Below are 21,539 nucleotides of genomic sequence, written 5' to 3'. Positions count from 1 at the left end.
TTCCTCAGGCTAGCGTGCCGCCACTCAACACCATTGTTGAATACCGCACGTAATTAGGCCGCGGATTCTACCAGACCTTCCAAATCACGCAAGCTGTCCCTGATGCCGACCGTCTGCTAGGCTCCGGCCCTTCTTCACCGCCCGTCCTATAGAGAATCCCCCGCGTGCCCGACGCCATCCTGCGCCTCGCCCTGCCTTCGCCCTTGCGCCGCCTGTTCGATTACCGCGCCCCGGCGGGCGTGCTGCGGGCGCAGTTGCACCCTGGGATGCGCCTGCGGGTACCGTTCGGCCGGCGCGAGATGATCGGCATCCTGGTGGAAGTCACCGACCACAGCGAAGTCCCGGCAGAAAAGCTCAAGCCGGCCCTCGCGCTGCTGGATGCCACGCCACCGCTGCCGGCGTCATTGTTCAAGCTGTGCCTGTGGACCTCCCAGTACTACCAGCACAGCCTCGGCGACACCCTGAGCTGGGCCTTGCCGGTCCTGCTGCGCCAGGGCGAACTGGCCGAGGCGCGCCAGGAGCGCTTCTGGTCGATCAGCCCCGGGGCCAGGCTCGACGACCCGCGCATCGCTCGCGCCCCGCGCCAGCGCGAAGCCCTGGCGACCCTGGCCCAGCATCCCCACGGCGTGGCCCATCAGTTGTTGAGCAAGCTGATGCTGAGCAAGGACAGCCTCGACCTGCTGCTGGCCAAGGAACTGGTGCAGGTGGAGATCCGCAAGCACGCCCCCGGCGAGCGTCACGAACACTGGCTGGCCCAGCCGGAACTACCTTTGAATCCGGAGCAGCGCGCCGCCTACGAAGCCGTCAGCGCTGGCCTGGACAGTTTCCATGCCTTTCTCCTGGCCGGCGTGACGGGCAGCGGCAAGACCGAAGTGTATTTGCAACTGATCCGCAAAACCCTGGAGGCCGGTAAACAGGCGCTGGTCCTGATCCCGGAGATCAACCTCGGACCGCAGACCCTGGCGCGCTTCGAGCAGCGTTTTAATGCGCGAATCGCCCTGGTGCACTCGGCAGTCAACGACCGCGAGCGCCTGGAGGCCTGGCTGGCCGCCCGCGACGGCGATGCCGACATTATTATCGGCACTCGCTCGGCATTGTTCACGCCCATGAAGAACCCTGGCCTGATCATCATCGATGAAGAGCACGACGGCTCCTATAAACAGCAGGAAGGCTTGCGCTACCACGCCCGCGACCTGGCACTGGTGCGAGCCCGCCAGGAAAATATCCCGATCGTCCTTGGCTCCGCGACGCCGTCCCTGGAAAGCCTGCACAACGCCTACACCGGTCGTTACGGCCTGCTGCGCCTGAACGAGCGTGCCGGCGGCGCAAAACAGCCGCGCTTCCTGCGCCTGGATGTGAAAAGCCGTCCGCTGGACAGCGGCATTTCCGGGCCGATGCAACAAGCCATTGGCCAGACCCTCGCCGCCGGCCAGCAAGTGCTGGTGTTTCTCAATCGCCGCGGCTTTGCCCCAACCCTGCTGTGCCACGATTGTGGCTGGATGTCTGAATGCCAGCGCTGCGATGCACGGATGACCGTGCACCAACGCTCCGGCGAGCTGCGCTGCCACCATTGTGGTTATGTCGAACGCGTCCCGCGGCATTGCCCCAAGTGCGGCAAAGTCGATTTGCGCCCAGTGGGTGCCGGCACCGAACGCGCCGAGGAACGCCTGGGCATCCTGTTCCCCGACTTTCCGGTGCTGCGGGTCGACCGCGACAGTACGTCGCGCAAGGACGCGATGAACCAACTGTTCGCCACCATTCAGAAAGGCCAGCCGTGCATTCTGGTCGGCACCCAGATGCTCGCCAAGGGACACCACTTTCCCCGCGTCACCCTGGTGTCGATTCTCGATGCCGACGGCGGCCTGTTTTCCGGTGACTTCCGCGCCAGCGAGCGCATGGCCCAGTTGATTGTCCAGGTTGCCGGACGCGCCGGGCGGGCCGAAGAGCCGGGCAAGGTGATCATCCAGACCCACCTGGCGGACCATCCGTTGCTGGTGCAACTGACCGAGCAGGGCTACTTCGCCTTTGCCGAACAGGCCCTGAGCGAACGCCGCGCCGCGGGGCTGCCGCCTTTTGCCCACCTGGCATTGCTGCGCGCCGAAGCGCACAAGCCCGGTCAGGCCGAAGGTTTCCTCGACGAGGCCTGCAGCGAGGCGGAGCGGTTGCTGGCCGAGCAGAACCTCAGTGGCATCGAGCTGCTGGGCCCGGTGCCCGCACCGATGGAACGCCGCGCCGGACGCTATCGCGCGCAACTGCTGCTGCAAGCCACGGCCCGAGCGCCCCTGCATCGACTGTTAAGCAGCTGGCTACTGGTGCTGGAGCAGATGCCCAGCGCACGCGCGGTGCGCTGGTCGCTGGATGTCGACCCCGTCGATTTGTATTGACCGCCTGCAAGTCGTCTGCCCGCCATGGCAACCGATTTGTCACCACATATCCGTAACCGGCCTGCTAAGGTTGGCAAGCCCGACTTCGCAACGGATAATGTCCAGTTTTTCCACCTGCGCATTGACGCGCCGCCGCTTTGCGGTTGAAAGAGAAGACCATGAAAGACACCATTCGCCAGTTGATCCAGCAAGCCCTCACCCAACTCGTTACCGACGGTGTGTTGCCTGAAGGCCTGACGCCGGCGATTCAGGTGGAGAACTCCCGTGACAAGACCCACGGTGACTTCGCCAGCAACATTGCCATGATGCTGGCCAAGCCGGCCGGCATGAAACCCCGCGACCTGGCGGAAAAAATCATTGCCGCCCTGCCGGCCGACGAAAACGTCAGCAAGGCGGAAATCGCCGGCCCGGGTTTCCTCAATTTCTTCCAGAACACCCAGGCCCTGGCATCGCGCCTGGATGCGGCCCTGGCCGACGCCAAAGTCGGCGTGCGCAAGGCCGGTCCCGTGCAGCGCACCGTGGTTGACCTGTCGGCCCCGAACCTGGCCAAAGAGATGCATGTCGGCCACTTGCGCTCGACCATCATCGGCGACGGCGTGGCCCGCGTGCTGGAGTTCCTCGGCGACACCGTGATCCGCCAGAACCACGTGGGCGACTGGGGCACTCAGTTCGGCATGCTGATGGCCTACCTGCAGGAAAACCCGATCACCAGCGACGAGCTGTCGGACCTGGAGAACTTCTACCGCGCCGCCAAGCAACGTTTCGACGAATCCGCAGAGTTCGCCGACCGCGCCCGTGGCCTGGTGGTCAAGCTGCAAGCCGGCGACCCGGAATGCCTGGCCCTGTGGACCAAGTTCAAGGACATCTCGCTGTCGCACTGCCAGAAAATCTACGAACAACTGAACGTCAAGCTGACCATGGCCGACGTCATGGGCGAAAGCGCCTACAACGACGACCTGATCAATGTGGTCAACGACCTCAAGGCCAAAGGCATGCTGGTCGAGAGCAACGGCGCCCAGTGCGTGTTCCTCGACGAATTCAAGAATGCCGACGGCGACCCGCTGCCGGTGATTATCGTCAAGGCCGATGGCGGCTACCTGTACGCCACCACTGACCTGGCCGCCGTGCGCTACCGCAGCGGCGTGCTCAAGGCCGACCGCGCCCTGTACTTCGTCGACCAGCGCCAGGCCCTGCACTTCCAGCAAGTATTCGCCGTGGCACGCATGGCCGGCTTCGTGACCCATCCAATGGAAATGGAACACATGGGCTTCGGCACCATGAACGGCGCTGATGGCCGTCCGTTCAAGACCCGTGATGGCGGCACCGTGAAGCTGATCGACCTGCTCAACGAAGCCAAGGAGCGCGCCTACACCCTGGTCAAGGAAAAGAACCCGGAGCTGGCCGAGGCCGACCTGCGCAACATCGCCAAGGTGGTGGGCATCGGTGCGGTGAAATACGCCGACCTGTCCAAGCACCGCACCAGCGACTACAGCTTCAACTTCGACCTGATGCTCAATTTCGAAGGCAATACCGCGCCTTACCTGCTGTACGCCTACACCCGCGTGGCTGGCGTGTTCCGCAAACTGGGCAAGGATTTCAGCGAAGTCCAAGGGCAGATCGTCCTAGAGGCCGCGCACGAACACGAACTGGCAGCCAAGCTGGCGCAGTTCGGTGAAGTGCTGAACAACGTCGCCGAGAAAGGCACGCCGCACATCCTTTGCACTTACCTGTACGACGTTGCCGGGCTGTTCTCCAGCTTCTACGAGAACTGCCCGATCCTCAGCGCCGAAACCCCGGCACAGATGCAGAGCCGCTTGCGCCTCGCCGCGCTGACCGGTCGCACCCTCAAGCAAGGCCTGGAACTCTTGGGCCTGGAAACACTGGAGCGTATGTAAGTTGGCTGCCAAGAAAAAACCTGCACCCAAGCGTGGCGCCAGCCGTTACCAAGCTCCTGCAAAACAGCCGATTCCGGGCTGGCTATGGATGGCCATCGGCCTGACCGTGGGCGCCTTCATCGTGTTCCTGATGAAGCTGGAGCCGGGCAAGGGCGATGACGTCAAGCGGGTCAAGCAGGAAGAACAGAAAGCCACGCGCATGGCCGAGGCCAACAAGACCCCGCCGAGCCCACAGCAACCGGTGAAGCCCAAGTATGACTTCTACACCCTGCTGCCGGAATCGGAAGTGATTGTGCCGCCGGACGCCGTGCCTGAAAAAACCCTGCCAACACCGCAGACCGCGCCCGTGGCACCGGTTACGCCAGCAGAAGCGGCGAAGATCGACACCGCGCGCGCCCAGGCAGCCTTGAGCGGCCTGACCCCACCGCCTGCGCCTCCGGTGGCCAAGGCGGCCCCGGTGACCAAGTTCTTCCTGCAGGCCGGCTCGTTCCGCAAGGAAGCCGACGCCGACCGGGTCCGTGCACAGATCATCCTGCTCGGCCAGGCGGTTTCGGTCGAGTCCGGCACGGTCAAGGACGAAACCTGGTACCGCGTGCTGGTCGGCCCGTTCAGCAACCGCGAACAATTGACCACCGCCCAGAAACAATTGGCGGGCAGCGGCTTCAGCAATCTGTTGTTACAACAACGCCAGAGCCGCTGACAGCACGATCAACCCCCCTCCTGTGGGAGCGAGTCGGACGGCGCTCCGCCTGCTCGCGAAGGCCTACATTCAGTCAACATTGATGGCGACTGATACAACGCTTTCGCGAGCAGGCTCGCTCCCACCAGGATGACCTGCGACCCACCACCACTCGTCCCCTCTACCACCGCGCAGTTGAAAAACGCCACAGCACCCCCATATGAGTTGGCATAAGGCATTTTCGCCCCGCTGCGTGGAGACTCTTCCCTTGACCACCATCGTTTCAGTTCGCCGCCACGGCAAAGTCGTCATGGGCGGCGACGGCCAGGTTTCCCTGGGCAACACCGTGATGAAAGGCAACGCGAAAAAAGTTCGTCGCCTGTACCACGGCCAGGTCATCGCCGGTTTCGCTGGCGCCACCGCCGACGCCTTTACCCTCTTCGAACGTTTTGAAGGCCAACTGGAAAAACATCAGGGCCACCTGGTCCGTGCCGCGGTCGAGCTCGCCAAAGAATGGCGTACCGACCGCTCCCTGAGCCGCCTCGAAGCAATGCTCGCGGTCGCCAACAAAGACGCCTCGCTGATTATCACCGGCAATGGCGATGTGGTTGAACCCGAGAACGGCCTGATCGCCATGGGTTCCGGCGGTGGTTACGCCCAGGCGGCAGCCAGCGCCCTGCTGAAAAAAACCGACCTGTCGGCCCGGGAAATCGTCGAAACCGCCCTCGGCATCGCCGGCGACATCTGTGTCTTCACCAACCACACCCAGACCATTGAGGAGCAGGACTGCGCCGAGTAAGCGTGCGTGGCTGCGCGCCACCGCTCACTCTTGCCTGAGGTCCGCCAATTATTATGTCCATGACTCCCCGTGAAATCGTCCACGAACTCAATCGCCATATCATCGGCCAGGACGACGCCAAGCGCGCCGTCGCCATCGCCCTGCGCAACCGCTGGCGCCGGATGCAACTGCCCGAAGAACTGCGCGTCGAAGTCACCCCCAAGAACATCCTGATGATCGGCCCGACCGGTGTCGGCAAAACCGAAATCGCCCGGCGCCTGGCCAAGCTCGCCAACGCACCGTTCATCAAGGTCGAAGCCACCAAGTTCACCGAAGTCGGCTACGTTGGCCGCGACGTCGAGTCGATCATTCGTGACCTGGCCGATGCCGCTATCAAGCTGCTGCGCGAACAGGAAATGATCAAGGTTCGTCACCGCGCCGAAGACGCCGCCGAAGAGCGCATCCTCGATGCCCTGCTGCCACCGGCACGCACCGGCTTCAACAACGAAGAAGCCCCGGCCCAGGACTCCAACACCCGCCAACTGTTCCGCAAGCGCCTGCGCGAAGGCCAGCTGGATGACAAGGAGATCGAAATCGAAGTCGCCGAAGCCGCGGGCGTCGATATCTCCGCGCCACCGGGCATGGAAGAAATGACCAACCAGCTGCAGAGCCTGTTCGCCAACATGGGCAAGGGCAAGCGCAAGAACCGCAAGCTCAAGGTCAAGGAAGCGCTCAAGCTGGTCCGCGACGAAGAAGCCGGCCGCCTGGTCAATGACGAGGAACTCAAGGCCAAGGCCCTGGAAGCGGTCGAGCAGCACGGCATCGTGTTCATCGACGAAATCGACAAGGTCGCCAAGCGCGGCAATTCCGGTGGCGTCGACGTCTCCCGCGAAGGTGTACAGCGCGACCTGCTGCCGCTGATCGAAGGCTGCACAGTCAACACCAAGCTGGGCATGGTCAAGACCGACCACATCCTGTTTATCGCCTCCGGTGCATTCCACCTGAGCAAGCCGAGCGACCTGGTGCCTGAACTGCAAGGCCGCCTGCCGATCCGCGTTGAACTCAAGGCCCTGTCGCCGGAAGACTTCGAGCGTATCCTCAGCGAGCCGCACGCATCCCTGACCGAGCAGTATTGCGCCCTGCTGAAAACCGAAGGCCTGGCCATCGAGTTCCAGCCGGACGGCATCAAGCGCCTGGCCGAGATCGCCTGGCAGGTCAACGAGAAGACCGAGAACATCGGTGCCCGTCGCCTGCACACCCTGCTCGAGCGCCTGCTCGAAGAGGTTTCGTTCAGTGCCGGCGACCTGGCCAGCGCCCACAGCGACCAGCCGATCCGCATCGACGCCGACTACGTCAACAGCCACCTGGGCGAATTGGCGCAAAACGAAGACCTGTCCCGTTATATCCTGTAGGTCACTTCTACTGCGATAAGGGACCTGTGGGGGCGAGCCGGCTCGCTCCCACAGGTCCCTCGCAATGACGGACGACCAGCCCCATGACAACCCCGCTTCCCACCGATATCAAGCTGCACAAAGCCTCGAAAACCCTGTCGCTCAAATATCCCTCCGGCGAGGAATATCAACTGAGCGCCGAGTTCCTTCGGGTGCACTCCCCCTCCGCCGAGGTCCAGGGCCATGGCAAACCCATCCTGCAATTTGGCAAGATCGGCGTAGGACTGAGCAAGGTCGAACCGGCCGGCCAGTACGCACTGAAACTGACCTTCGACGACGGCCACGACAGCGGCCTCTTCACCTGGGATTACCTCTACCAGTTGGCACAGCGCCAGGACGCCCTCTGGGAAGATTATCTTGGTGAACTCAAAGCCGCCGGAAAGTCCCGCGATCCGAGTGAGTCCGTAGTCAAGCTGATGCTCTAGACCGGGGCTTACGCTCATTAGAAGGCATTTTCTAATTTCATCTGCTTGAATGCTCCCGCCCAGGACCCTCCATTGGCCCGCTTGCGAAAAAAATTAAACTCGGGTAACCAATGGAGCTGGCAAGTTCTGTGCAGCGCTCCCTGATGTAAAAAGTCAGCGATGTGCAATTAACGGTCACCCGAGCAGTAGTACCTGGCATTGGCTGTGTGACTACACAGCAGGACTCAGGTACTCGTCTCAGGACAATGGAGCGTCGTAGATGAGTAACAAGAATAACGATGACCTGAAACGCCAAGCCTCGGAAAACACCTTGGGGCTCAATCCTGTCATCGGCTTGCGTCGCAAAGATCTGCTTACCTCTGCCCGTATGGTGCTGACCCAGGCCATCAAACAACCCATTCACAGCGTCAAGCACGTGGCCCATTTCGGCCTCGAGCTGAAGAACGTGATGTTCGGCAAATCCGAGTTGCAACCCGAAGGCGATGACCGTCGCTTCAACGATCCGGCCTGGAGCCAGAACCCGCTCTACAAACGTTACCTGCAAACCTACCTGGCCTGGCGCAAGGAGCTCCATGACTGGATCGGCGACAGCAACCTGTCGGAGCAGGACATCAACCGCGGGCACTTCGTCATCAACTTGATGACCGAAGCCATGGCCCCGACCAACAGCGCGGCCAACCCCGCTGCCGTCAAACGCTTCTTCGAGACCGGCGGCAAGAGCCTGCTCGACGGCCTCTCCCACCTGGCCAAGGACCTGGTACACAACGGTGGCATGCCGAGCCAGGTCAACATGGGCGCCTTCGAAGTCGGCAAGAGCCTGGGCACCACCGAAGGTGCGGTGATTTTTCGCAACGACGTGCTGGAGCTGATCCAGTACCGGCCCATCACCGAACAGGTTCACGAGCGCCCCCTGCTGGTGGTACCGCCGCAGATCAACAAATTCTACGTATTCGACCTGAGCCCGGAAAAAAGCCTGGCGCGCTTCTGCCTGCGCAACAACCTGCAGACCTTCATCGTCAGTTGGCGTAACCCGACCAAGGCGCAACGCGAGTGGGGCCTGTCGACCTACATCGAGGCGCTCAAGGAAGCGGTCGACGTGGTCACCGCGATCACCGGCAGCAAAGACATCAACATGCTGGGCGCCTGCTCCGGCGGCATCACCTGCACCGCCCTGCTCGGCCACTACGCGGCGATCGGCGAGAAGAAGGTCAACTCCCTGACCCTGCTGGTCAGCGTCCTGGACACCACCCTGGACTCCCAGGTGGCGCTGTTCGTCGACGAGCAGACCCTGGAGTCCGCCAAGCGCCACTCCTACCAGGCCGGGGTGCTTGAGGGTCGGGACATGGCGAAGGTCTTCGCCTGGATGCGCCCCAACGACCTGATCTGGAACTACTGGGTCAACAACTACCTGCTGGGCAACGAACCGCCGATCTTCGACATCCTGTTCTGGAACAACGACACCACCCGCCTGCCGGCCGCGTTCCACGGCGACCTGATCGAGATGTTCAAAAGCAACCCACTGATCCGCCCCAATGCACTGGAAGTGTGCGGCACGCCCATCGACCTCAAGCAGGTCACGGCCGATGTCTATTCCCTGGCCGGCACCAACGACCACATCACCCCGTGGAAGTCCTGCTACAAGTCGGCCCAGCTGTTTGGTGGCAAGGTCGAATTCGTGCTGTCCAGCAGCGGCCATATCCAGAGCATCCTGAACCCGCCGGGCAACCCGAAATCGCGCTACATGACCAGCACCGAGACGGCATCGAACGCTGATCAGTGGCAAGAAAACTCGACCAAGCACACCGACTCCTGGTGGTTGCACTGGCAGGCCTGGCAGGCCGAGCGCGCGGGCAAGCTGAAAAAAGCCCCGAGCGCACTCGGCAACAAGACCTTTACCGCGGGTGAAGCCGCACCAGGGACCTACGTACACGAACGATAACTGACACACCTCGCCCCCTTGTAGGAGCGGGCTTGCCCGCGATGTCGGCAGCAGCTTCAGCCAATGCGCTGACTGATCCTGCGCTATCGCGGGCAAGCCCGCTCCCACAGGTTGCCGAGGATGAATTTGAGAACGTGACCCACAGGGCCTGAAGCATGCCGCAACCGTTCATCTTTCGTACCGTCGACCTGGATGGCCAGACCCTCCGCACTGCGGTACGCCCCGGCAAGCCTCACTTGACGCCCTTGCTGATTTTCAACGGCATCGGCGCCAACCTGGAGCTGGTGTTTCCGTTCGTCCAGGCGCTGGACCCGGACCTGGAAGTGATTGCCTTCGACGTGCCCGGTGTCGGCGGTTCATCGACGCCGCGCCGGCCGTATCGCTTTCCCGGGCTGGCCAAGCTGACCGCACGGATGCTCGATTACCTCGACTACGGCCAAGTCAACGTGATCGGCGTGTCCTGGGGCGGCGCCCTGGCGCAGCAGTTCGCCCATGACTACCCCGAGCGCTGCAAGAAGCTGGTATTGGCGGCCACGGCGGCCGGCGCGGTGATGGTGCCGGGCAAGCCGAAAGTGCTGTGGATGATGGCCAGCCCACGGCGTTATATCCAACCATCCCACGTGATTCGCATTGCGCCGATGATCTACGGTGGCTCATTTCGCCGTGACCCTAACCTCGCCGCCGACCACGCCAGCAAAGTCCGCTCCGCCGGCAAGCTGGGCTACTACTGGCAGCTCTTCGCGGGGCTGGGCTGGACCAGCATCCACTGGCTGCACAAGATCCACCAGCCGACCCTGGTGCTGGCCGGTGACGACGACCCGCTGATCCCGCTGGTCAATATGCGCCTGCTCGCCTGGCGTATTCCCAACGCCCAGCTACACATAATCGACGACGGTCATTTATTCCTGATCACCCGGGCCGAGGCCGTCGCCCCGATCATCATGAAGTTCCTCCAGGAAGAACGGCAGCGGGCGGTGATGCACCCGCACCCGGCACCCTATGGCGGCACCTGAGGTGCGCTGGCGGGAATGAGGGACTTGTTCACGGCTTGACGAAGGAGTGTTGACTCATGCGAGACAAACCAGCGCCGGGCACCTTGCCCACAGCCGCTGCATTCATCAATGCCCAGAGTGCGATCACCGGTCTGCGCGGCCGGGACCTGCTCTCGACCTTGCGCAACGTCGCCGCCCACGGCTTGCGTCACCCGGTACACAGTGCCCGGCACGCACTGGCACTGGGTGGCCAACTGGGCCGCGTGTTGCTGGGTGAGACCCTGCACCAACCCAACGCCGCCGACAGTCGTTTTGCCGACCCCAGCTGGACCCTCAATCCGTTTTACCGACGCAGCCTGCAGGCCTACCTGAGCTGGCAGAAACAAGTCAAACGCTGGATCGACGAAAGCGGCATGCCCGATGACGATCGCGCCCGCGCGCACTTTGCCTTCACCTTGCTCAACGATGCGGTATCGCCCTCCAATACCCTGCTCAACCCGTTGGCGATCAAGGAACTGTTCAACTCCGGCGGCCACAGCCTGGTCCGCGGCCTGAGCCATCTGTTCGATGACCTGATGCACAACAACGGGCTGCCCAGCCAGATCACCAAGCACGCCTTCGAGGTCGGCAAGACCGTTGCCACCACCACCGGCGCGGTGGTGTTTCGCAATGAACTGCTGGAGCTGATGCAATACAAGCCCATGAGCGAAAAGCAGTACGCCAAGCCGTTGCTGGTGGTGCCGCCGCAGATCAACAAGTACTACATCTTTGACTTGAGCCCCAGCAACAGCTTCGTCCAGTTCGCCCTGAAAAACGGCCTGCAGGTGTTCATGATCAGTTGGCGCAACCCGGATGTGCGCCACCGCGAATGGGGCCTGTCCAGCTACGTCGAGGCCGTGGAAGAAGCCATGAACGTGTGCCGGGCCATCACCGGCAGCCGCGAGGTCAACCTGATGGGCGCCTGCGCCGGCGGCCTGACCATCGCTGCGCTGCAGGGCCACCTGCAAGCCAAGCGGCAACTGCGGCGCATCTCCAGCGCCACTTACCTGGTCAGCCTGCTCGACAGCCAGTTGGACAGCCCCGCCACTCTGTTCGCTGACGAGCAGACCCTGGAAGCGGCCAAGCGACGCTCCTACCAGCAAGGTGTGCTCGAAGGCCGCGACATGGCCAAGGTGTTTGCCTGGATGCGCCCCAACGACCTGATCTGGAACTACTGGGTCAACAACTACCTGCTGGGCAAGGAACCGCCCGCGTTCGACATCCTCTACTGGAACAACGACAACACGCGCCTGCCGGCCGCCTTTCACGGCGACCTGCTGGACTTCTTCAAACACAACCCGCTGACCCATCCGGGCGGCCTCGAAGTGTGCGGCACGCCGATCGACCTGCAGAAGGTCAACGTCGACAGCTTCAGCGTGGCCGGGATCAACGATCACATCACGCCCTGGGATGCGGTGTACCGCTCCACGCTCCTACTTGGCGGCAACCGCCGCTTCGTGTTGTCCAACAGCGGTCACGTGCAGAGCATCCTCAACCCGCCGGGCAACCCCAAGGCCAACTACGTCGAAAGTGAAAAGCTGACCAGCGACCCTCGGGCCTGGTACTACGACGCCAGCCATGTCGACGGCAGTTGGTGGACCCAATGGCTTGCATGGATCCAGGAGCGCTCCGGCGCCCAACGGGAAACCCTGATGGCCCTGGGCAATCAGCACTACCCACCCATGGAGGCGGCGCCCGGTACCTACGTACGGGTGCGCTGATTTTTCTCGACGCCACGGCCGGGAACAGGCCGTGGCACTCAAGGCTCGACAACTAAGAAGACTGGATGAAAACCCGCGACCGGATTCTCGAATGTGCCCTGTTGTTGTTCAACCAGAAGGGCGAACCCAACGTCTCGACCATGGAAGTTGCCAACGAAATGGGGATCAGCCCCGGCAACCTCTACTACCACTTCCACGGTAAGGAGCCGTTGATCCTGGGGCTGTTCGAACGTTTCCAGAGTGAACTGACGCCGCTGCTCGATCCGCCGTCGGACGCCCGGCTGGCGCCGGAAGACTACTGGCTGTTCCTGCATCTGATCATCGAGCGCCTGGCGCACTACCGCTTCCTGTTCCAGGACCTGTCGAACCTGGCCGGACGCCTGCCGAAACTGGCCAAGGGCATCCGTAACCTGCTCAATGCCATCAAGCGCACCCTGGCCTCGCTGCTCGCCCGGCTCAAGGCCGAAGGCCAACTGGTCAGCGACACCCAGGCCCTGGGCCAACTGGTCGAACAGATCACCATGACCCTATTGTTCTCCCTGGACTACCAGCGAATTCTCGACCGTGAAGGTGAAGTGCGGGTGGTGGTCTACCAGATCATGATGCTGGTCGCCCCCCACCTGCTGCCGCCGGCCAAGCTCGCCACCGAGCGCCTGGCGCTGCAATACCTCGAAGGCCAGGCGTAAGGGCTGGATGCCGATTCGCGCACAACAAAAACGCCCGACCTTCGCAGGCCGGGCGTTTTTATCTGTCCCGGGAATATCAGGACTGACTGGTTGGCGCCGAAGGTGCTGGCGTAGCAGTCGGGGTCGCAGCAGGTGCTGGCGCGGCGGCGGAGTTCGCCGGGCTGACCGCAGCAGCCGCAGTGGCCGGCTTGGCAGCGACCGCTGGGGCTTTCGGCGCGGCAGCTTTGGGAGCTGCAGGCTTCTTGGCTGCCGGCTTTTTCGCGGCTGCGGGTTTGGCGGCAGGTTTCGCTGCTGCAGCTTTCACCGCAGGTTTGGCGGCGGGCTTGGCCGCGGCAGGCTTGGCAGCTGCGGTTTTCGCGGCCGGCTTGGCGGCTGGCTTGGCAGCCGGTTTAGCTGCAGCCTTGGCCAGTGGCTTGGCGGCAGTCTTGGCGGCTGCCGGTTTGGCCGCTGCGGTTTTGGCCGCTACGGGGGCAACCTTGGCGCCGGTGAGTTTTTCGATTTGCTTGGTCAGGGTGTCGACCTTGCTGTGCAGGGCTTTCACTTCGTTGCGGCTCGGCACACCGAGGCGCGAAATGGCACTGTTCAGGCGCTTGTCGAAAGCCCCTTCCAGTTCGTCCCATTTGCCCAGCGCGCGATCCTTGACCCCACTGATGCGCGACTTGGCCGAAGAAGCGGAGTCCTTGGCGGCGTCGACTTTTTTACCGACAGCGCTCTTGGTGAGCTTCTCGGCTTTCTCGCCATCCTTGACCAGTGTATCGAAGAGCTTGCTACCGTCAGTGTCGATCTTCGAGTACACGCCTAAACCAGCAAGCCAGATTTTGCGGGAGTAGTCTTCGACCTTCCCGATCCACGAGCTGCCTTCTTTTTCAGTATTCTTTTTACCAGCCATCCCGTTCTCCTTAATGTTTACGCGCGACACGTTCGAGCAATGCCGTTAGCTCATCGAGCTTAGCAGAGAGTGTCTCAACGTCATGTTTAGACGCAATGCCGACACGATTCAAGGCACTGGCGACACGCGTATCAAAAGCCTTCTCGACTTTATCAAGCTGCACTTCAACGCGGTCCTTGAGACTGACTACATCACCCTTGACGTTATCAATCTGAGTGTTGGCCGCTTCAAGTTGTTCCGTAACAACTTTTTTGCCTTTCTTTTCAACAGATTGACCAGCCTTGATCAACTCTTGAACGTATTCGCTGCCTTCCTGACCGACCTTGGCGTAGGCACCCAGGCCTGCCAGCCAGATCTTGCGGGCATAGGATTTCACTTCGTTCACCGGGGCAGGTTGAACGTCAGTTTTTTTCTTCAAAGTAACTTTGGCCATGGTGCACCTCACGCGCAGAAGGTTTGAGGAACTGCCCGCAAAAGAGTCGGGCTCAGGCACAAGGTAGGTAGAAAAATTAGAAACGGCACCCTAAGAACCGACACAAACCGCTGGATACACCACAAACCTATGTAGGAGCGAGCTTGCTCGCGATGACGGCGGGTCAGGCACTATCGATGTTGAATGGACCGGCCTCATCGCGGGCAAGCCCGCTCCCACAGTGCGCTTTGGCTGCTCGCTGATTTTGCATACACCCACAATCTTTGTGGGAGCGGGCTTGCCCGCGATGGCGGTGGGTCAGGCACTATCGATGTTGAATGGACCGGCCTCATCGCGGGCAAGCCCGCTCCCACAGTGCGCTTTGGCTGCTCGCTGATTTTGCATACACCCACAATCTTTGTGGGAGCGGGCTTGCCCGCGATGGCGGCGTGTCAGGCACTATCGATGTTGAATGGACCGGCCTCATCGCGGGCAAGCCCGCTCCCACAGTGCGCTTTGGGTGCTCACTGATTTTGCATACACCCACAATCTTTGTGGGAGCGGGCTTGCCCGCGATGACGGTGGGTCAGGCACTATCGATGTTGAATGGACCGGCCTCATCGCGGGCAAGCCCGCTCCCACAGTGCGCTTTGGCTGCTCGCTGATTTTGCATACACCCACAATCTTTGTGGGAGCGGGCTTGCCCGCGATGGCGGCGGGTCAGGCCGCATCGATGCTGGATACTTCACAATCAGACCAGGGCTTTATCCAGGGCTTTTTCGATTTCCGCCTTGATGGTCCCGCTCATCGCCGACATCAGCAGGCCGAGCTCGACATCGACCCGGATCGAATCCTCACCCACATGCACTGCGCCCTTGACCCCCGAGCGCTTGAGATTGAGGGTATCGCCCGCCCATTTGGGCTCCAGGCCATACTGTGCAGCCAGCTTCTCGGCCAGTTTATCGGCCTTCTCGCGCGCCGCTTCCTTGCCCAGGCCGTGGGCACGTTCAACACTAATACGGGCCATTGATTGACTCCTGATTGATCGGGACTTGCTCAAGACATCTTGACCCCGACTGCGTCAAAAGGTCCCGGCGGTTGCCTATCTTACATTCAGCCTTGCCAAGACAAAGCAGGCCCTGGGGATTAGAATGTCGCGCATTCTCTTTTGGTGACGGCGATATGACTGATCAGCGCAAAGGCAGCGATGCCGAACCCACCACACACTTCGGCTTCAAAAACGTTCCGCAAAGCCAGAAAGCGGAAAAAGTCGCTGAGGTGTTCCACTCGGTAGCGGCCAAGTACGACCTGATGAACGACGTGCTGTCCGGCGGCATGCACCGCCTGTGGAAGCGCTTCACCATTGAGCTGTCGGGTGTGCGCGCAGGCAATCGGGTCCTGGACATCGCCGGCGGTACCGGTGACCTGGCTGCCAAGTTCTCCCATCTGGTCGGCCCGACCGGCCAGGTAGTGCTGGCCGACATCAACGAATCCATGCTCAAGGTCGGTCGTGACCGCCTGTTGGACAAAGGCGTGGCCGGCAACATCGAGTTCGTCCAGGCCGACGCGGAAAAGCTGCCGTTCCCGGACAACCACTTCGATTGCGTGACCATCGCCTTCGGCCTGCGCAACGTCACCCACAAGGAAGACGCCCTGCGCTCGATGCTGCGTGTACTCAAGCCTGGCGGCCGCCTGCTGGTGCTGGAGTTCTCCAAACCGACCAACGCCCTGATGTCCAAGGTCTACGACGCCTACTCGTTCGCCTTCATGCCGATGGTCGGCAAACTGATCCTCAATGATCCGGAAAGCTATCGCTACCTGGCCGAGTCGATCCGCATGCACCCGAACCAGGAAACCCTGAAGTCGATGATGGTCGAGGCCGGTTTCGACCGAGTGACCTACCACAACATGACCTCAGGCATCGTTGCCCTGCACCGCGGCATCAAGCCCTGATGTTGCTCGCCGGCCTGCTCGCCAGCGTCGAACTCGGCCTGAACCGGGTCCTGCGGCTCGACAGCACGGCGCTGCCGCGCCTGGCCCATTTGAACGGCAAGGTCATTGCCGTCGAGTGCCGCAGCCCGGCGTTGCAGCTGTTCATCCTGCCCAGCGATGAGGGCCTGATGCTGGCGGCCCACTGGGCAGCCGAAGCCGATTGCACCCTGCGCGCACCGGCGGCCAGCTTGCTCAAGCTGGCCATCAGCAAGGACAAGACCGCAGTGCTGCACAGCCCGCAAGTCGAGCTGGACGGTGACAGCGGCGTGCTGCTGGAGCTGGCTGGCGTGCTGCAGGACCTGGAGCTGGACTGGGAGTACGAACTCGCACGCTGGCTGGGCCCAGTCGCCACGCAACTGCTCGGCGGCCACCTGCGCAGCCGCGCGCGCTGGTATCAACAAGGCTTCACCAGCCTGAACCAGAACCTGGCCGAATACCTCGCCGAAGAGTCGCGTACCCTGGTCGGGCAACGCGAAGCCGAAGCGCGGTTCAGTGAGCTGGACCAGATCAAACTCGATCTGGAACGTCTTGAGGCGCGCTTGGAGCGTCTCTCCCGATCCCTCGACTCAAGCGATAACGCATGAAGCTGCTCGCCGTCCGCCGTCTGTTGCGCATCCAGCGCGTCGTGATCCGCTACCGCCTCGATGACCTGCTGTTCGCCCTGCCATTGCCCTGGTTCCTCCTGGCACTGCGTTATGCCCTGCCGTGGCGCTGGTTCCCGCGCAAGACCCTGGAACTGAGCCGGGGCGTGCGCCTGCGTTTGGCCCTGCAGGACCTGGGGCCGATCTTCATCAAGTTCGGGCAGATCCTCTCCACTCGCCGCGACCTGCTGCCCGAAGACATCGCCGATGAGCTGATGCTGCTGCAGGACCGAGTACCACCCTTCGACTCGCAACTGGCCGTCAAGCTGATCGAAGAGCAACTGGGGAAAAAGATCAGCGAGGTGTTCAGCCGCTTCGACATCGAGCCCCTGGCCTCGGCCTCGGTAGCCCAGGTGCATGCCGCGCAACTGAAAAGCGGCGAAGAGGTGGTGGTCAAGGTCATTCGCCCAGGCCTCAAGCCGATCATCGCGCAAGACCTGGCGTGGCTGTTCATCCTCGCCCGCACCGCGGAAAAACTCTCCGCCGATGCACGCCTGCTGCACCCGGTGGACGTGGTCCAGGACTACGAAAAAACCATCTACGACGAACTCGACCTGCTGCGCGAAGCGGCCAACGCCAGCCAACTCAAGCGTAACTTCGACGGCTCGCCCCTGCTGTACGTGCCCCAGGTCTACTGGGACTGGTGCCGGCCAAAAGTACTGGTGATGGAGCGCATCTACGGGGTCCAGGTCACCGACCTGGCAACCCTGGCCGACCAGCGCACCGATATGAAGATGCTCGCCGAACGCGGCGTGGAGATCTTCTTCACCCAGGTGTTCCGTGACAGCTTCTTCCATGCCGACATGCACCCGGGCAACATCTTCGTCAGCACGGTCAACCCGTGGAGCCCGCAGTACATTGCCATCGATTGCGGCATCGTCGGCAGCCTGACCCCGGAAGACCAGGACTACCTGGCGCGCAACCTGTTCGCCTTCTTCAAGCGCGATTACCGGCGTGTCGCCCAATTGCACATCGACTCGGGCTGGGTACCGGCGGAAACCAAACTCAACGAATTCGAAGCGGCGATCCGCACGGTATGCGAACCGATCTTCGAAAAACCGTTAAAAGATATTTCCTTCGGCCAGGTGCTGATGCGCCTGTTCCAGACGGCTCGGCGCTTCAATATGGAAGTCCAGCCGCAGTTGGTCCTGCTGCAAAAGACCCTGCTCAACATCGAAGGCCTGGGCCGCCAGCTGTACCCGGACCTGGACCTGTGGAACACCGCCCAGCCGTTCCTCGAACGCTGGATGCGTGAACGCGTCAGCCCGAAAACCCTGCTGGGCAACCTGCACAACCAGGTCGAGCAACTGCCGCACCTGGCCAACATGACCCGCGACCTGCTCGAACGCATGACCCAACCCCACGCCGCCAACCCGCCCGTGGCCTGGCATCGGCGCTCGGACGACTGGTTCCTGCGCCTGCTCGGTGCCGCCCACCTGGCCGGCGGTGCGATCCTGCTGGCCGGTGGTCCGCTGAACGAACTGGGCCACTGGCCGGGCGCAATTATGCTCGCGGTGGGTTTGTATCTGGTCGTTCGCCGATAGCCAGCCGGGTTGTCGGCTGGCACACTGTTTCAAATCGCCCAGGCCCAGCGCAGATGCTGGGCCCGGCTGTCGGAGTCGAAGATGAAAAACTGGCTGGACGAGATCAAATGGGACAGTGACGGCCTGGTGCCGGCGATCGCCCAGGACCACAAGACCGGGCGCGTGCTGATGATGGCCTGGATGAACCGCGAAGCACTGGAGCTCAGCGCTGCCGAGAACCGCGCCATCTACTGGTCACGCTCGCGTGGCAAGCTGTGGCGCAAGGGCGAAGAGTCCGGCCACGTGCAGACCCTGCATGAGATGCGCCTGGACTGCGACGCCGACGTGATCATCCTGATGGTCGAGCAGATCGGCGACATCGCCTGTCATACCGGGCGCCAAAGCTGCTTCTACCGCGTATTCGAGAACGGCGACTGGAAAACCGTCGACCCGGTGCTCAAGGACCCGCACGCCATTTACTCTGCAGGACACAGCCATGAGTGACACCCTGACCCGCCTGGCCCAGGTGCTGGAAGAGCGTAAAGGCGCCGCCGCCGACAGCTCCTATGTCGCCAGCCTTTACCACAAGGGCCTGAACAAGATTCTGGAGAAAGTCGGCGAAGAGTCGGTCGAGACCATCATTGCCGCCAAAGACGCCGCCGTCAGCGGAGATTGCAGCGATGTCATCTACGAAACCGCCGACCTGTGGTTCCATAGCATGGTCATGCTGGCCCAGTTAGGGCAGCATCCGCAGGCGGTACTCGACGAACTGGACCGCCGCTTCGGCCTGTCCGGGCACGACGAGAAAGCCTCGCGTCCAGCCAACTGAATAACGATTAGAGAGGAGCAGCAAGATGGGCATTTTTGACTGGAAACACTGGGTCGTCATTCTGGTGGTGGTAGTGCTGGTATTCGGCACCAAAAAACTGAAAAACCTCGGCACCGACGTTGGCGAATCGATCAAGGGCTTTCGCAAGGCCATGAACGATGACGAAAAACCCGCCGAACCGGTGGTCCCACCGACCGCACAGCCAGCACCGCCCGTGCAGCCACAGGCTTCGACCCTGAACGAGCCGCACACCATTGACGTGCAGGCCCAGAAAGTCGAAGAGCCGACCCGCAAAGACTCGTGAGCACAGACTAATGTTTGGTATCAGCTTCTCTGAACTGCTGCTTGTCGGCCTCGTTGCCCTGCTGGTGCTGGGCCCCGAGCGCCTGCCGGGCGCTGCGCGCACCGCCGGCCTGTGGGTCGGGCGCCTGAAGCGCAGCTTCAACGCGATCAAACAGGAAGTTGAGCGTGAAATCGGTGCCGACGAAATCCGTCGGCAATTGCACAACGAGCACATTCTGTCGCTGGAGCAGGAGGCGCGCAAAATCCTCAATCCGCTCCAGCAGCAGCCGACGCCAACTGAAACGCCGATCTCCCCAGCCACGCCTGCCCCAGCGGTGAGCACCGCGGCAGTCGAGCCAGCAGCGGCCACCGTCAGCGCACCTGTCACCGAGCCGGCGGCCACCGCTGCGCCTGCTCCCCACGACCCAACACCGGCGCCGCGAGCCCCATGAGCGATATTCCAGAGAACGACCAACACATGCCGCTGGTCTCGCACCTCACCGAGTTGCGTACCCGCCTGCTGCGCTGTGTCGCGGCGATCTTCCTGATCTTCGCCGGGCTGTTTGCCTTCACCCAGCAGATCTACACCTTCGTCTCGACACCGCTGCGGGCGTACTTGCCGGCGGGTGCGACGATGATCGCCACCGACGTCTCGTCGCCCTTCCTGACGCCATTGAAGCTGACCATGATGGTCTCGCTGTTCCTGGCGATCCCGGTGATCCTGCATCAGATCTGGGGCTTCATCGCACCGGGCCTGTACAAGCACGAGAAGCGCATTGCCGTGCCATTGCTGGTGTCGAGCATCGTGCTGTTTTATGCCGGCATGGCGTTCGCCTACTTCCTGGTGTTCCCGCTGATCTTCAAGTTCTTCGCCGCTGCCACCCCGGCCGGCGTGGAGATGATGACCGACATCACCAGTTACCTGGATTTCGTCATGACGCTGTTCTTCGCCTTTGGCGTGGCGTTCGAGATCCCGGTGGCCGTGGTCCTGCTGGTATGGATCGGCGTGGTCGACGTCAAGTACCTGCGCAAGATCCGCCCGTACGTGATCATCGGTTGCTTCGTGGTGGGCATGATCCTCACCCCGCCGGACATCTTCTCCCAGACCCTGCTGGCCGTGCCGATGTGGATGCTGTTCGAGATCGGCATCCTGTTCGGCAGCCTGATCAGCAAACGTGGCGAGCATCCGGACGACCAGCCGGCTGACGATCACAACGACCAGCCGCCAGCGACCCAACCGTGAACCTGCTGCTCCTCGAAGAGGCCGATTTCATTGCGCCCGACCGGGTCGTGCTGCGCGATCGGCGCTTGACCCACATGCAGGAAGTGCACCGCTGCGAAGTCGGTGACAGCATGCGCGTCGGACGCATCGGCGGGCTGATGGGTGCGGCCCAAGTGCTGCGCCTGGAACCCGGCGAAGCCGAGTTGCGGGTCAGCCTTGACCAGCCACCGCCGGCCAAGCTGCCCCTGACCCTGGTCCTCGCCCTGCCTCGGCCGAAGATGCTGCGCCGGGTGTTCCAGACCGTGGCCACCATGGGCGTGCCCAAGGTGGTGCTGGTCAACAGCTACCGGGTCGAAAAGAGCTTCTGGCAGACCCCCTTCCTCGAGCCCGAGGCGATTCGCGAACAATTGATCCTCGGCCTGGAGCAGGCCCGCGACAGCGTGCTGCCGGAAATCGTCATCGAAAAACGCTTCAAGCCCTTCGTCGAAGACCGCCTGCCGGCCATCGTCGAGGGCACCCTCGGGCTGGTCGGCCACCCTGGCAACCACCCACCCTGCCCTCGCGGGCTGACCGAGCCCGTGACCCTGGCCATCGGCCCGGAAGGCGGCTGGATCCCCTACGAAATCGACCTGCTGGGCAAGGCCGGACTGCAACCGGTACAGCTCGGCGAGCGCATCCTGCGAGTCGAAACCGCAGTCACCGCACTGCTCGCTCGCCTATTCTGATCCCCAGGATCGTAGGAGCACCTACAGATTCTCTT

General features: G+C 62.3%; 22 protein-coding genes. 19 read left to right on the top strand and 3 right to left on the bottom strand.

Going from position 1 to position 21,539, the window contains the following annotated elements; all coding sequences use genetic code 11:
- Positions 1–164: 164 nt before the first annotated feature.
- From PspS04_RS01775 to PspS04_RS01730, 10 genes are all read left to right on the top strand, one after another.
- The gene (locus tag PspS04_RS01775) at positions 165–2,384 is read left to right on the top strand and encodes a primosomal protein N' (protein ID WP_159993262.1); all 2,220 of its coding nucleotides are present in this window, start codon (positions 165–167) and stop codon (positions 2,382–2,384) included.
- A gap of 158 nt (positions 2,385–2,542) precedes the next feature.
- On the top strand, positions 2,543–4,279 hold the full coding sequence (gene argS, locus PspS04_RS01770; protein ID WP_159993260.1) for an arginine--tRNA ligase: 1,737 nt from the start codon (positions 2,543–2,545) through the stop codon (positions 4,277–4,279).
- A 1-nt stretch (position 4,280) separates the two neighbouring features.
- Positions 4,281–4,979 carry an SPOR domain-containing protein gene (locus PspS04_RS01765; RefSeq protein WP_095167265.1) on the top strand — a complete coding sequence of 233 codons (699 nt, stop codon included), beginning with the start codon at positions 4,281–4,283 and terminating at the stop codon, positions 4,977–4,979.
- 247 nt (positions 4,980–5,226) lie between these two features.
- A complete protein-coding gene (hslV, locus tag PspS04_RS01760; protein ID WP_093425160.1) occupies positions 5,227–5,757 on the top strand; it encodes an ATP-dependent protease subunit HslV in 531 nt (176 codons plus the stop codon).
- Between the two features lie 53 nt (positions 5,758–5,810).
- Entirely contained in the window at positions 5,811–7,148 is a 1,338-nt protein-coding gene (gene hslU / locus PspS04_RS01755) for an HslU--HslV peptidase ATPase subunit (RefSeq protein WP_095167267.1), read from the top strand.
- Positions 7,149–7,231: 83 nt separating this feature from the next.
- Positions 7,232–7,612 carry a gamma-butyrobetaine hydroxylase-like domain-containing protein gene (locus PspS04_RS01750; protein WP_159993258.1) on the top strand — a complete coding sequence of 127 codons (381 nt, stop codon included), beginning with the start codon at positions 7,232–7,234 and terminating at the stop codon, positions 7,610–7,612.
- Positions 7,613–7,871: 259 nt separating this feature from the next.
- Positions 7,872–9,551 carry a class II poly(R)-hydroxyalkanoic acid synthase gene (gene phaC, locus PspS04_RS01745; protein WP_159993256.1) on the top strand — a complete coding sequence of 560 codons (1,680 nt, stop codon included), beginning with the start codon at positions 7,872–7,874 and terminating at the stop codon, positions 9,549–9,551.
- Between the two features lie 155 nt (positions 9,552–9,706).
- Positions 9,707–10,564, top strand: a complete 858-nt coding sequence (gene phaZ / locus PspS04_RS01740) for a poly(3-hydroxyalkanoate) depolymerase (protein WP_095167273.1) — start codon at positions 9,707–9,709, stop codon at positions 10,562–10,564.
- Positions 10,565–10,620: 56 nt separating this feature from the next.
- On the top strand, positions 10,621–12,303 hold the full coding sequence (phaC, locus tag PspS04_RS01735; RefSeq protein WP_159993254.1) for a class II poly(R)-hydroxyalkanoic acid synthase: 1,683 nt from the start codon (positions 10,621–10,623) through the stop codon (positions 12,301–12,303).
- A 65-nt stretch (positions 12,304–12,368) separates the two neighbouring features.
- Positions 12,369–12,989 carry a TetR/AcrR family transcriptional regulator gene (locus PspS04_RS01730; RefSeq protein WP_095167277.1) on the top strand — a complete coding sequence of 207 codons (621 nt, stop codon included), beginning with the start codon at positions 12,369–12,371 and terminating at the stop codon, positions 12,987–12,989.
- Between the two features lie 76 nt (positions 12,990–13,065).
- Here the strand turns inward: PspS04_RS01730 and PspS04_RS01725 are convergent, their stop codons facing one another.
- The 3 genes from PspS04_RS01725 to PspS04_RS01715 all read right to left on the bottom strand — a co-directional run bounded on the left by PspS04_RS01725 (position 13,066) and on the right by PspS04_RS01715 (position 15,317).
- Positions 13,066–13,878 carry a phasin family protein gene (locus PspS04_RS01725; RefSeq protein ID WP_159993252.1) on the bottom strand — a complete coding sequence of 271 codons (813 nt, stop codon included), beginning with the start codon at positions 13,876–13,878 and terminating at the stop codon, positions 13,066–13,068.
- A gap of 10 nt (positions 13,879–13,888) precedes the next feature.
- A complete protein-coding gene (locus PspS04_RS01720; protein ID WP_095167281.1) occupies positions 13,889–14,311 on the bottom strand; it encodes a phasin family protein in 423 nt (140 codons plus the stop codon).
- 730 nt (positions 14,312–15,041) lie between these two features.
- Positions 15,042–15,317 carry a polyhydroxyalkanoic acid system family protein gene (locus PspS04_RS01715; protein WP_095167283.1) on the bottom strand — a complete coding sequence of 92 codons (276 nt, stop codon included), beginning with the start codon at positions 15,315–15,317 and terminating at the stop codon, positions 15,042–15,044.
- 155 nt (positions 15,318–15,472) lie between these two features.
- Between PspS04_RS01715 and ubiE the strand changes: the two genes are divergently transcribed.
- The 9 genes from ubiE (at position 15,473) to PspS04_RS01670 (ending at position 21,504) form a co-directional block, all read left to right on the top strand.
- Entirely contained in the window at positions 15,473–16,243 is a 771-nt protein-coding gene (ubiE, locus tag PspS04_RS01710) for a bifunctional demethylmenaquinone methyltransferase/2-methoxy-6-polyprenyl-1,4-benzoquinol methylase UbiE (protein ID WP_095167285.1), read from the top strand.
- Positions 16,243–16,866, top strand: coding sequence for a ubiquinone biosynthesis accessory factor UbiJ (locus tag PspS04_RS01705; protein WP_095167287.1), 624 nt, complete (start codon positions 16,243–16,245; stop codon positions 16,864–16,866). The genes ubiE and PspS04_RS01705 overlap by 1 nt, the downstream gene beginning before the upstream one ends.
- Complete coding sequence (gene ubiB / locus PspS04_RS01700; protein ID WP_159993250.1) at positions 16,863–18,467, top strand: ubiquinone biosynthesis regulatory protein kinase UbiB; 1,605 nt, start codon at positions 16,863–16,865, stop codon at positions 18,465–18,467. The genes PspS04_RS01705 and ubiB overlap by 4 nt, the downstream gene beginning before the upstream one ends.
- Before the next feature lie 81 nt (positions 18,468–18,548).
- Entirely contained in the window at positions 18,549–18,950 is a 402-nt protein-coding gene (gene hisI, locus PspS04_RS01695) for a phosphoribosyl-AMP cyclohydrolase (RefSeq protein WP_095167291.1), read from the top strand.
- Positions 18,943–19,275 (top strand): phosphoribosyl-ATP diphosphatase, encoded by a 333-nt coding sequence (locus PspS04_RS01690; RefSeq protein WP_095167293.1) that lies wholly within the window; start codon positions 18,943–18,945, stop codon positions 19,273–19,275. The genes hisI and PspS04_RS01690 overlap by 8 nt, the downstream gene beginning before the upstream one ends.
- 25 nt (positions 19,276–19,300) lie before the next feature.
- On the top strand, positions 19,301–19,579 hold the full coding sequence (locus tag PspS04_RS01685; protein ID WP_095167295.1) for a twin-arginine translocase TatA/TatE family subunit: 279 nt from the start codon (positions 19,301–19,303) through the stop codon (positions 19,577–19,579).
- A 10-nt stretch (positions 19,580–19,589) separates the two neighbouring features.
- On the top strand, positions 19,590–20,009 hold the full coding sequence (gene tatB, locus PspS04_RS01680; RefSeq protein WP_095167297.1) for a Sec-independent protein translocase protein TatB: 420 nt from the start codon (positions 19,590–19,592) through the stop codon (positions 20,007–20,009).
- A complete protein-coding gene (tatC, locus tag PspS04_RS01675; protein ID WP_095167298.1) occupies positions 20,006–20,800 on the top strand; it encodes a twin-arginine translocase subunit TatC in 795 nt (264 codons plus the stop codon). The genes tatB and tatC overlap by 4 nt, the downstream gene beginning before the upstream one ends.
- A complete protein-coding gene (locus PspS04_RS01670) occupies positions 20,797–21,504 on the top strand; it encodes a 16S rRNA (uracil(1498)-N(3))-methyltransferase (protein ID WP_159993248.1) in 708 nt (235 codons plus the stop codon). Before tatC ends, PspS04_RS01670 begins: the two co-directional genes overlap by 4 nt.
- Positions 21,505–21,539: the final 35 nt, after the last annotated feature.

This window comes from Pseudomonas sp. S04, from assembly GCF_009834545.1.
Classification (GTDB): Bacteria; Pseudomonadota; Gammaproteobacteria; order Pseudomonadales; family Pseudomonadaceae; genus Aquipseudomonas.
The sequence above is the reverse complement of the archived record's forward strand: the minus strand, read 5'-3'. Positions and strand labels throughout refer to the sequence as shown.

Excerpts from the sequence above, each read along its gene's own strand:
- argS (WP_159993260.1), top strand. The coding sequence starts at position 2,543 with ATGAAAGACACCATTCGCCAGTTGATCCAGCAAGCCCTCACCCAACTC.
- hslU (WP_095167267.1), top strand. The coding sequence starts at position 5,811 with ATGTCCATGACTCCCCGTGAAATCGTCCACGAACTCAATCGCCATATC.
- PspS04_RS01750 (WP_159993258.1), top strand. The coding sequence starts at position 7,232 with ATGACAACCCCGCTTCCCACCGATATCAAGCTGCACAAAGCCTCGAAA.
- phaC (WP_159993256.1), top strand. The coding sequence starts at position 7,872 with ATGAGTAACAAGAATAACGATGACCTGAAACGCCAAGCCTCGGAAAAC.
- phaZ (WP_095167273.1), top strand. The coding sequence starts at position 9,707 with ATGCCGCAACCGTTCATCTTTCGTACCGTCGACCTGGATGGCCAGACC.
- phaC (WP_159993254.1), top strand. The coding sequence starts at position 10,621 with ATGCGAGACAAACCAGCGCCGGGCACCTTGCCCACAGCCGCTGCATTC.
- PspS04_RS01730 (WP_095167277.1), top strand. The coding sequence starts at position 12,369 with ATGAAAACCCGCGACCGGATTCTCGAATGTGCCCTGTTGTTGTTCAAC.
- PspS04_RS01725 (WP_159993252.1), bottom strand. The coding sequence starts at position 13,878 with ATGGCTGGTAAAAAGAATACTGAAAAAGAAGGCAGCTCGTGGATCGGG.
- PspS04_RS01720 (WP_095167281.1), bottom strand. The coding sequence starts at position 14,311 with ATGGCCAAAGTTACTTTGAAGAAAAAAACTGACGTTCAACCTGCCCCG.
- PspS04_RS01715 (WP_095167283.1), bottom strand. The coding sequence starts at position 15,317 with ATGGCCCGTATTAGTGTTGAACGTGCCCACGGCCTGGGCAAGGAAGCG.
- ubiE (WP_095167285.1), top strand. The coding sequence starts at position 15,473 with ATGACTGATCAGCGCAAAGGCAGCGATGCCGAACCCACCACACACTTC.
- PspS04_RS01705 (WP_095167287.1), top strand. The coding sequence starts at position 16,243 with ATGTTGCTCGCCGGCCTGCTCGCCAGCGTCGAACTCGGCCTGAACCGG.
- ubiB (WP_159993250.1), top strand. The coding sequence starts at position 16,863 with ATGAAGCTGCTCGCCGTCCGCCGTCTGTTGCGCATCCAGCGCGTCGTG.
- hisI (WP_095167291.1), top strand. The coding sequence starts at position 18,549 with ATGAAAAACTGGCTGGACGAGATCAAATGGGACAGTGACGGCCTGGTG.
- PspS04_RS01690 (WP_095167293.1), top strand. The coding sequence starts at position 18,943 with ATGAGTGACACCCTGACCCGCCTGGCCCAGGTGCTGGAAGAGCGTAAA.
- PspS04_RS01685 (WP_095167295.1), top strand. The coding sequence starts at position 19,301 with ATGGGCATTTTTGACTGGAAACACTGGGTCGTCATTCTGGTGGTGGTA.
- tatB (WP_095167297.1), top strand. The coding sequence starts at position 19,590 with ATGTTTGGTATCAGCTTCTCTGAACTGCTGCTTGTCGGCCTCGTTGCC.
- tatC (WP_095167298.1), top strand. The coding sequence starts at position 20,006 with ATGAGCGATATTCCAGAGAACGACCAACACATGCCGCTGGTCTCGCAC.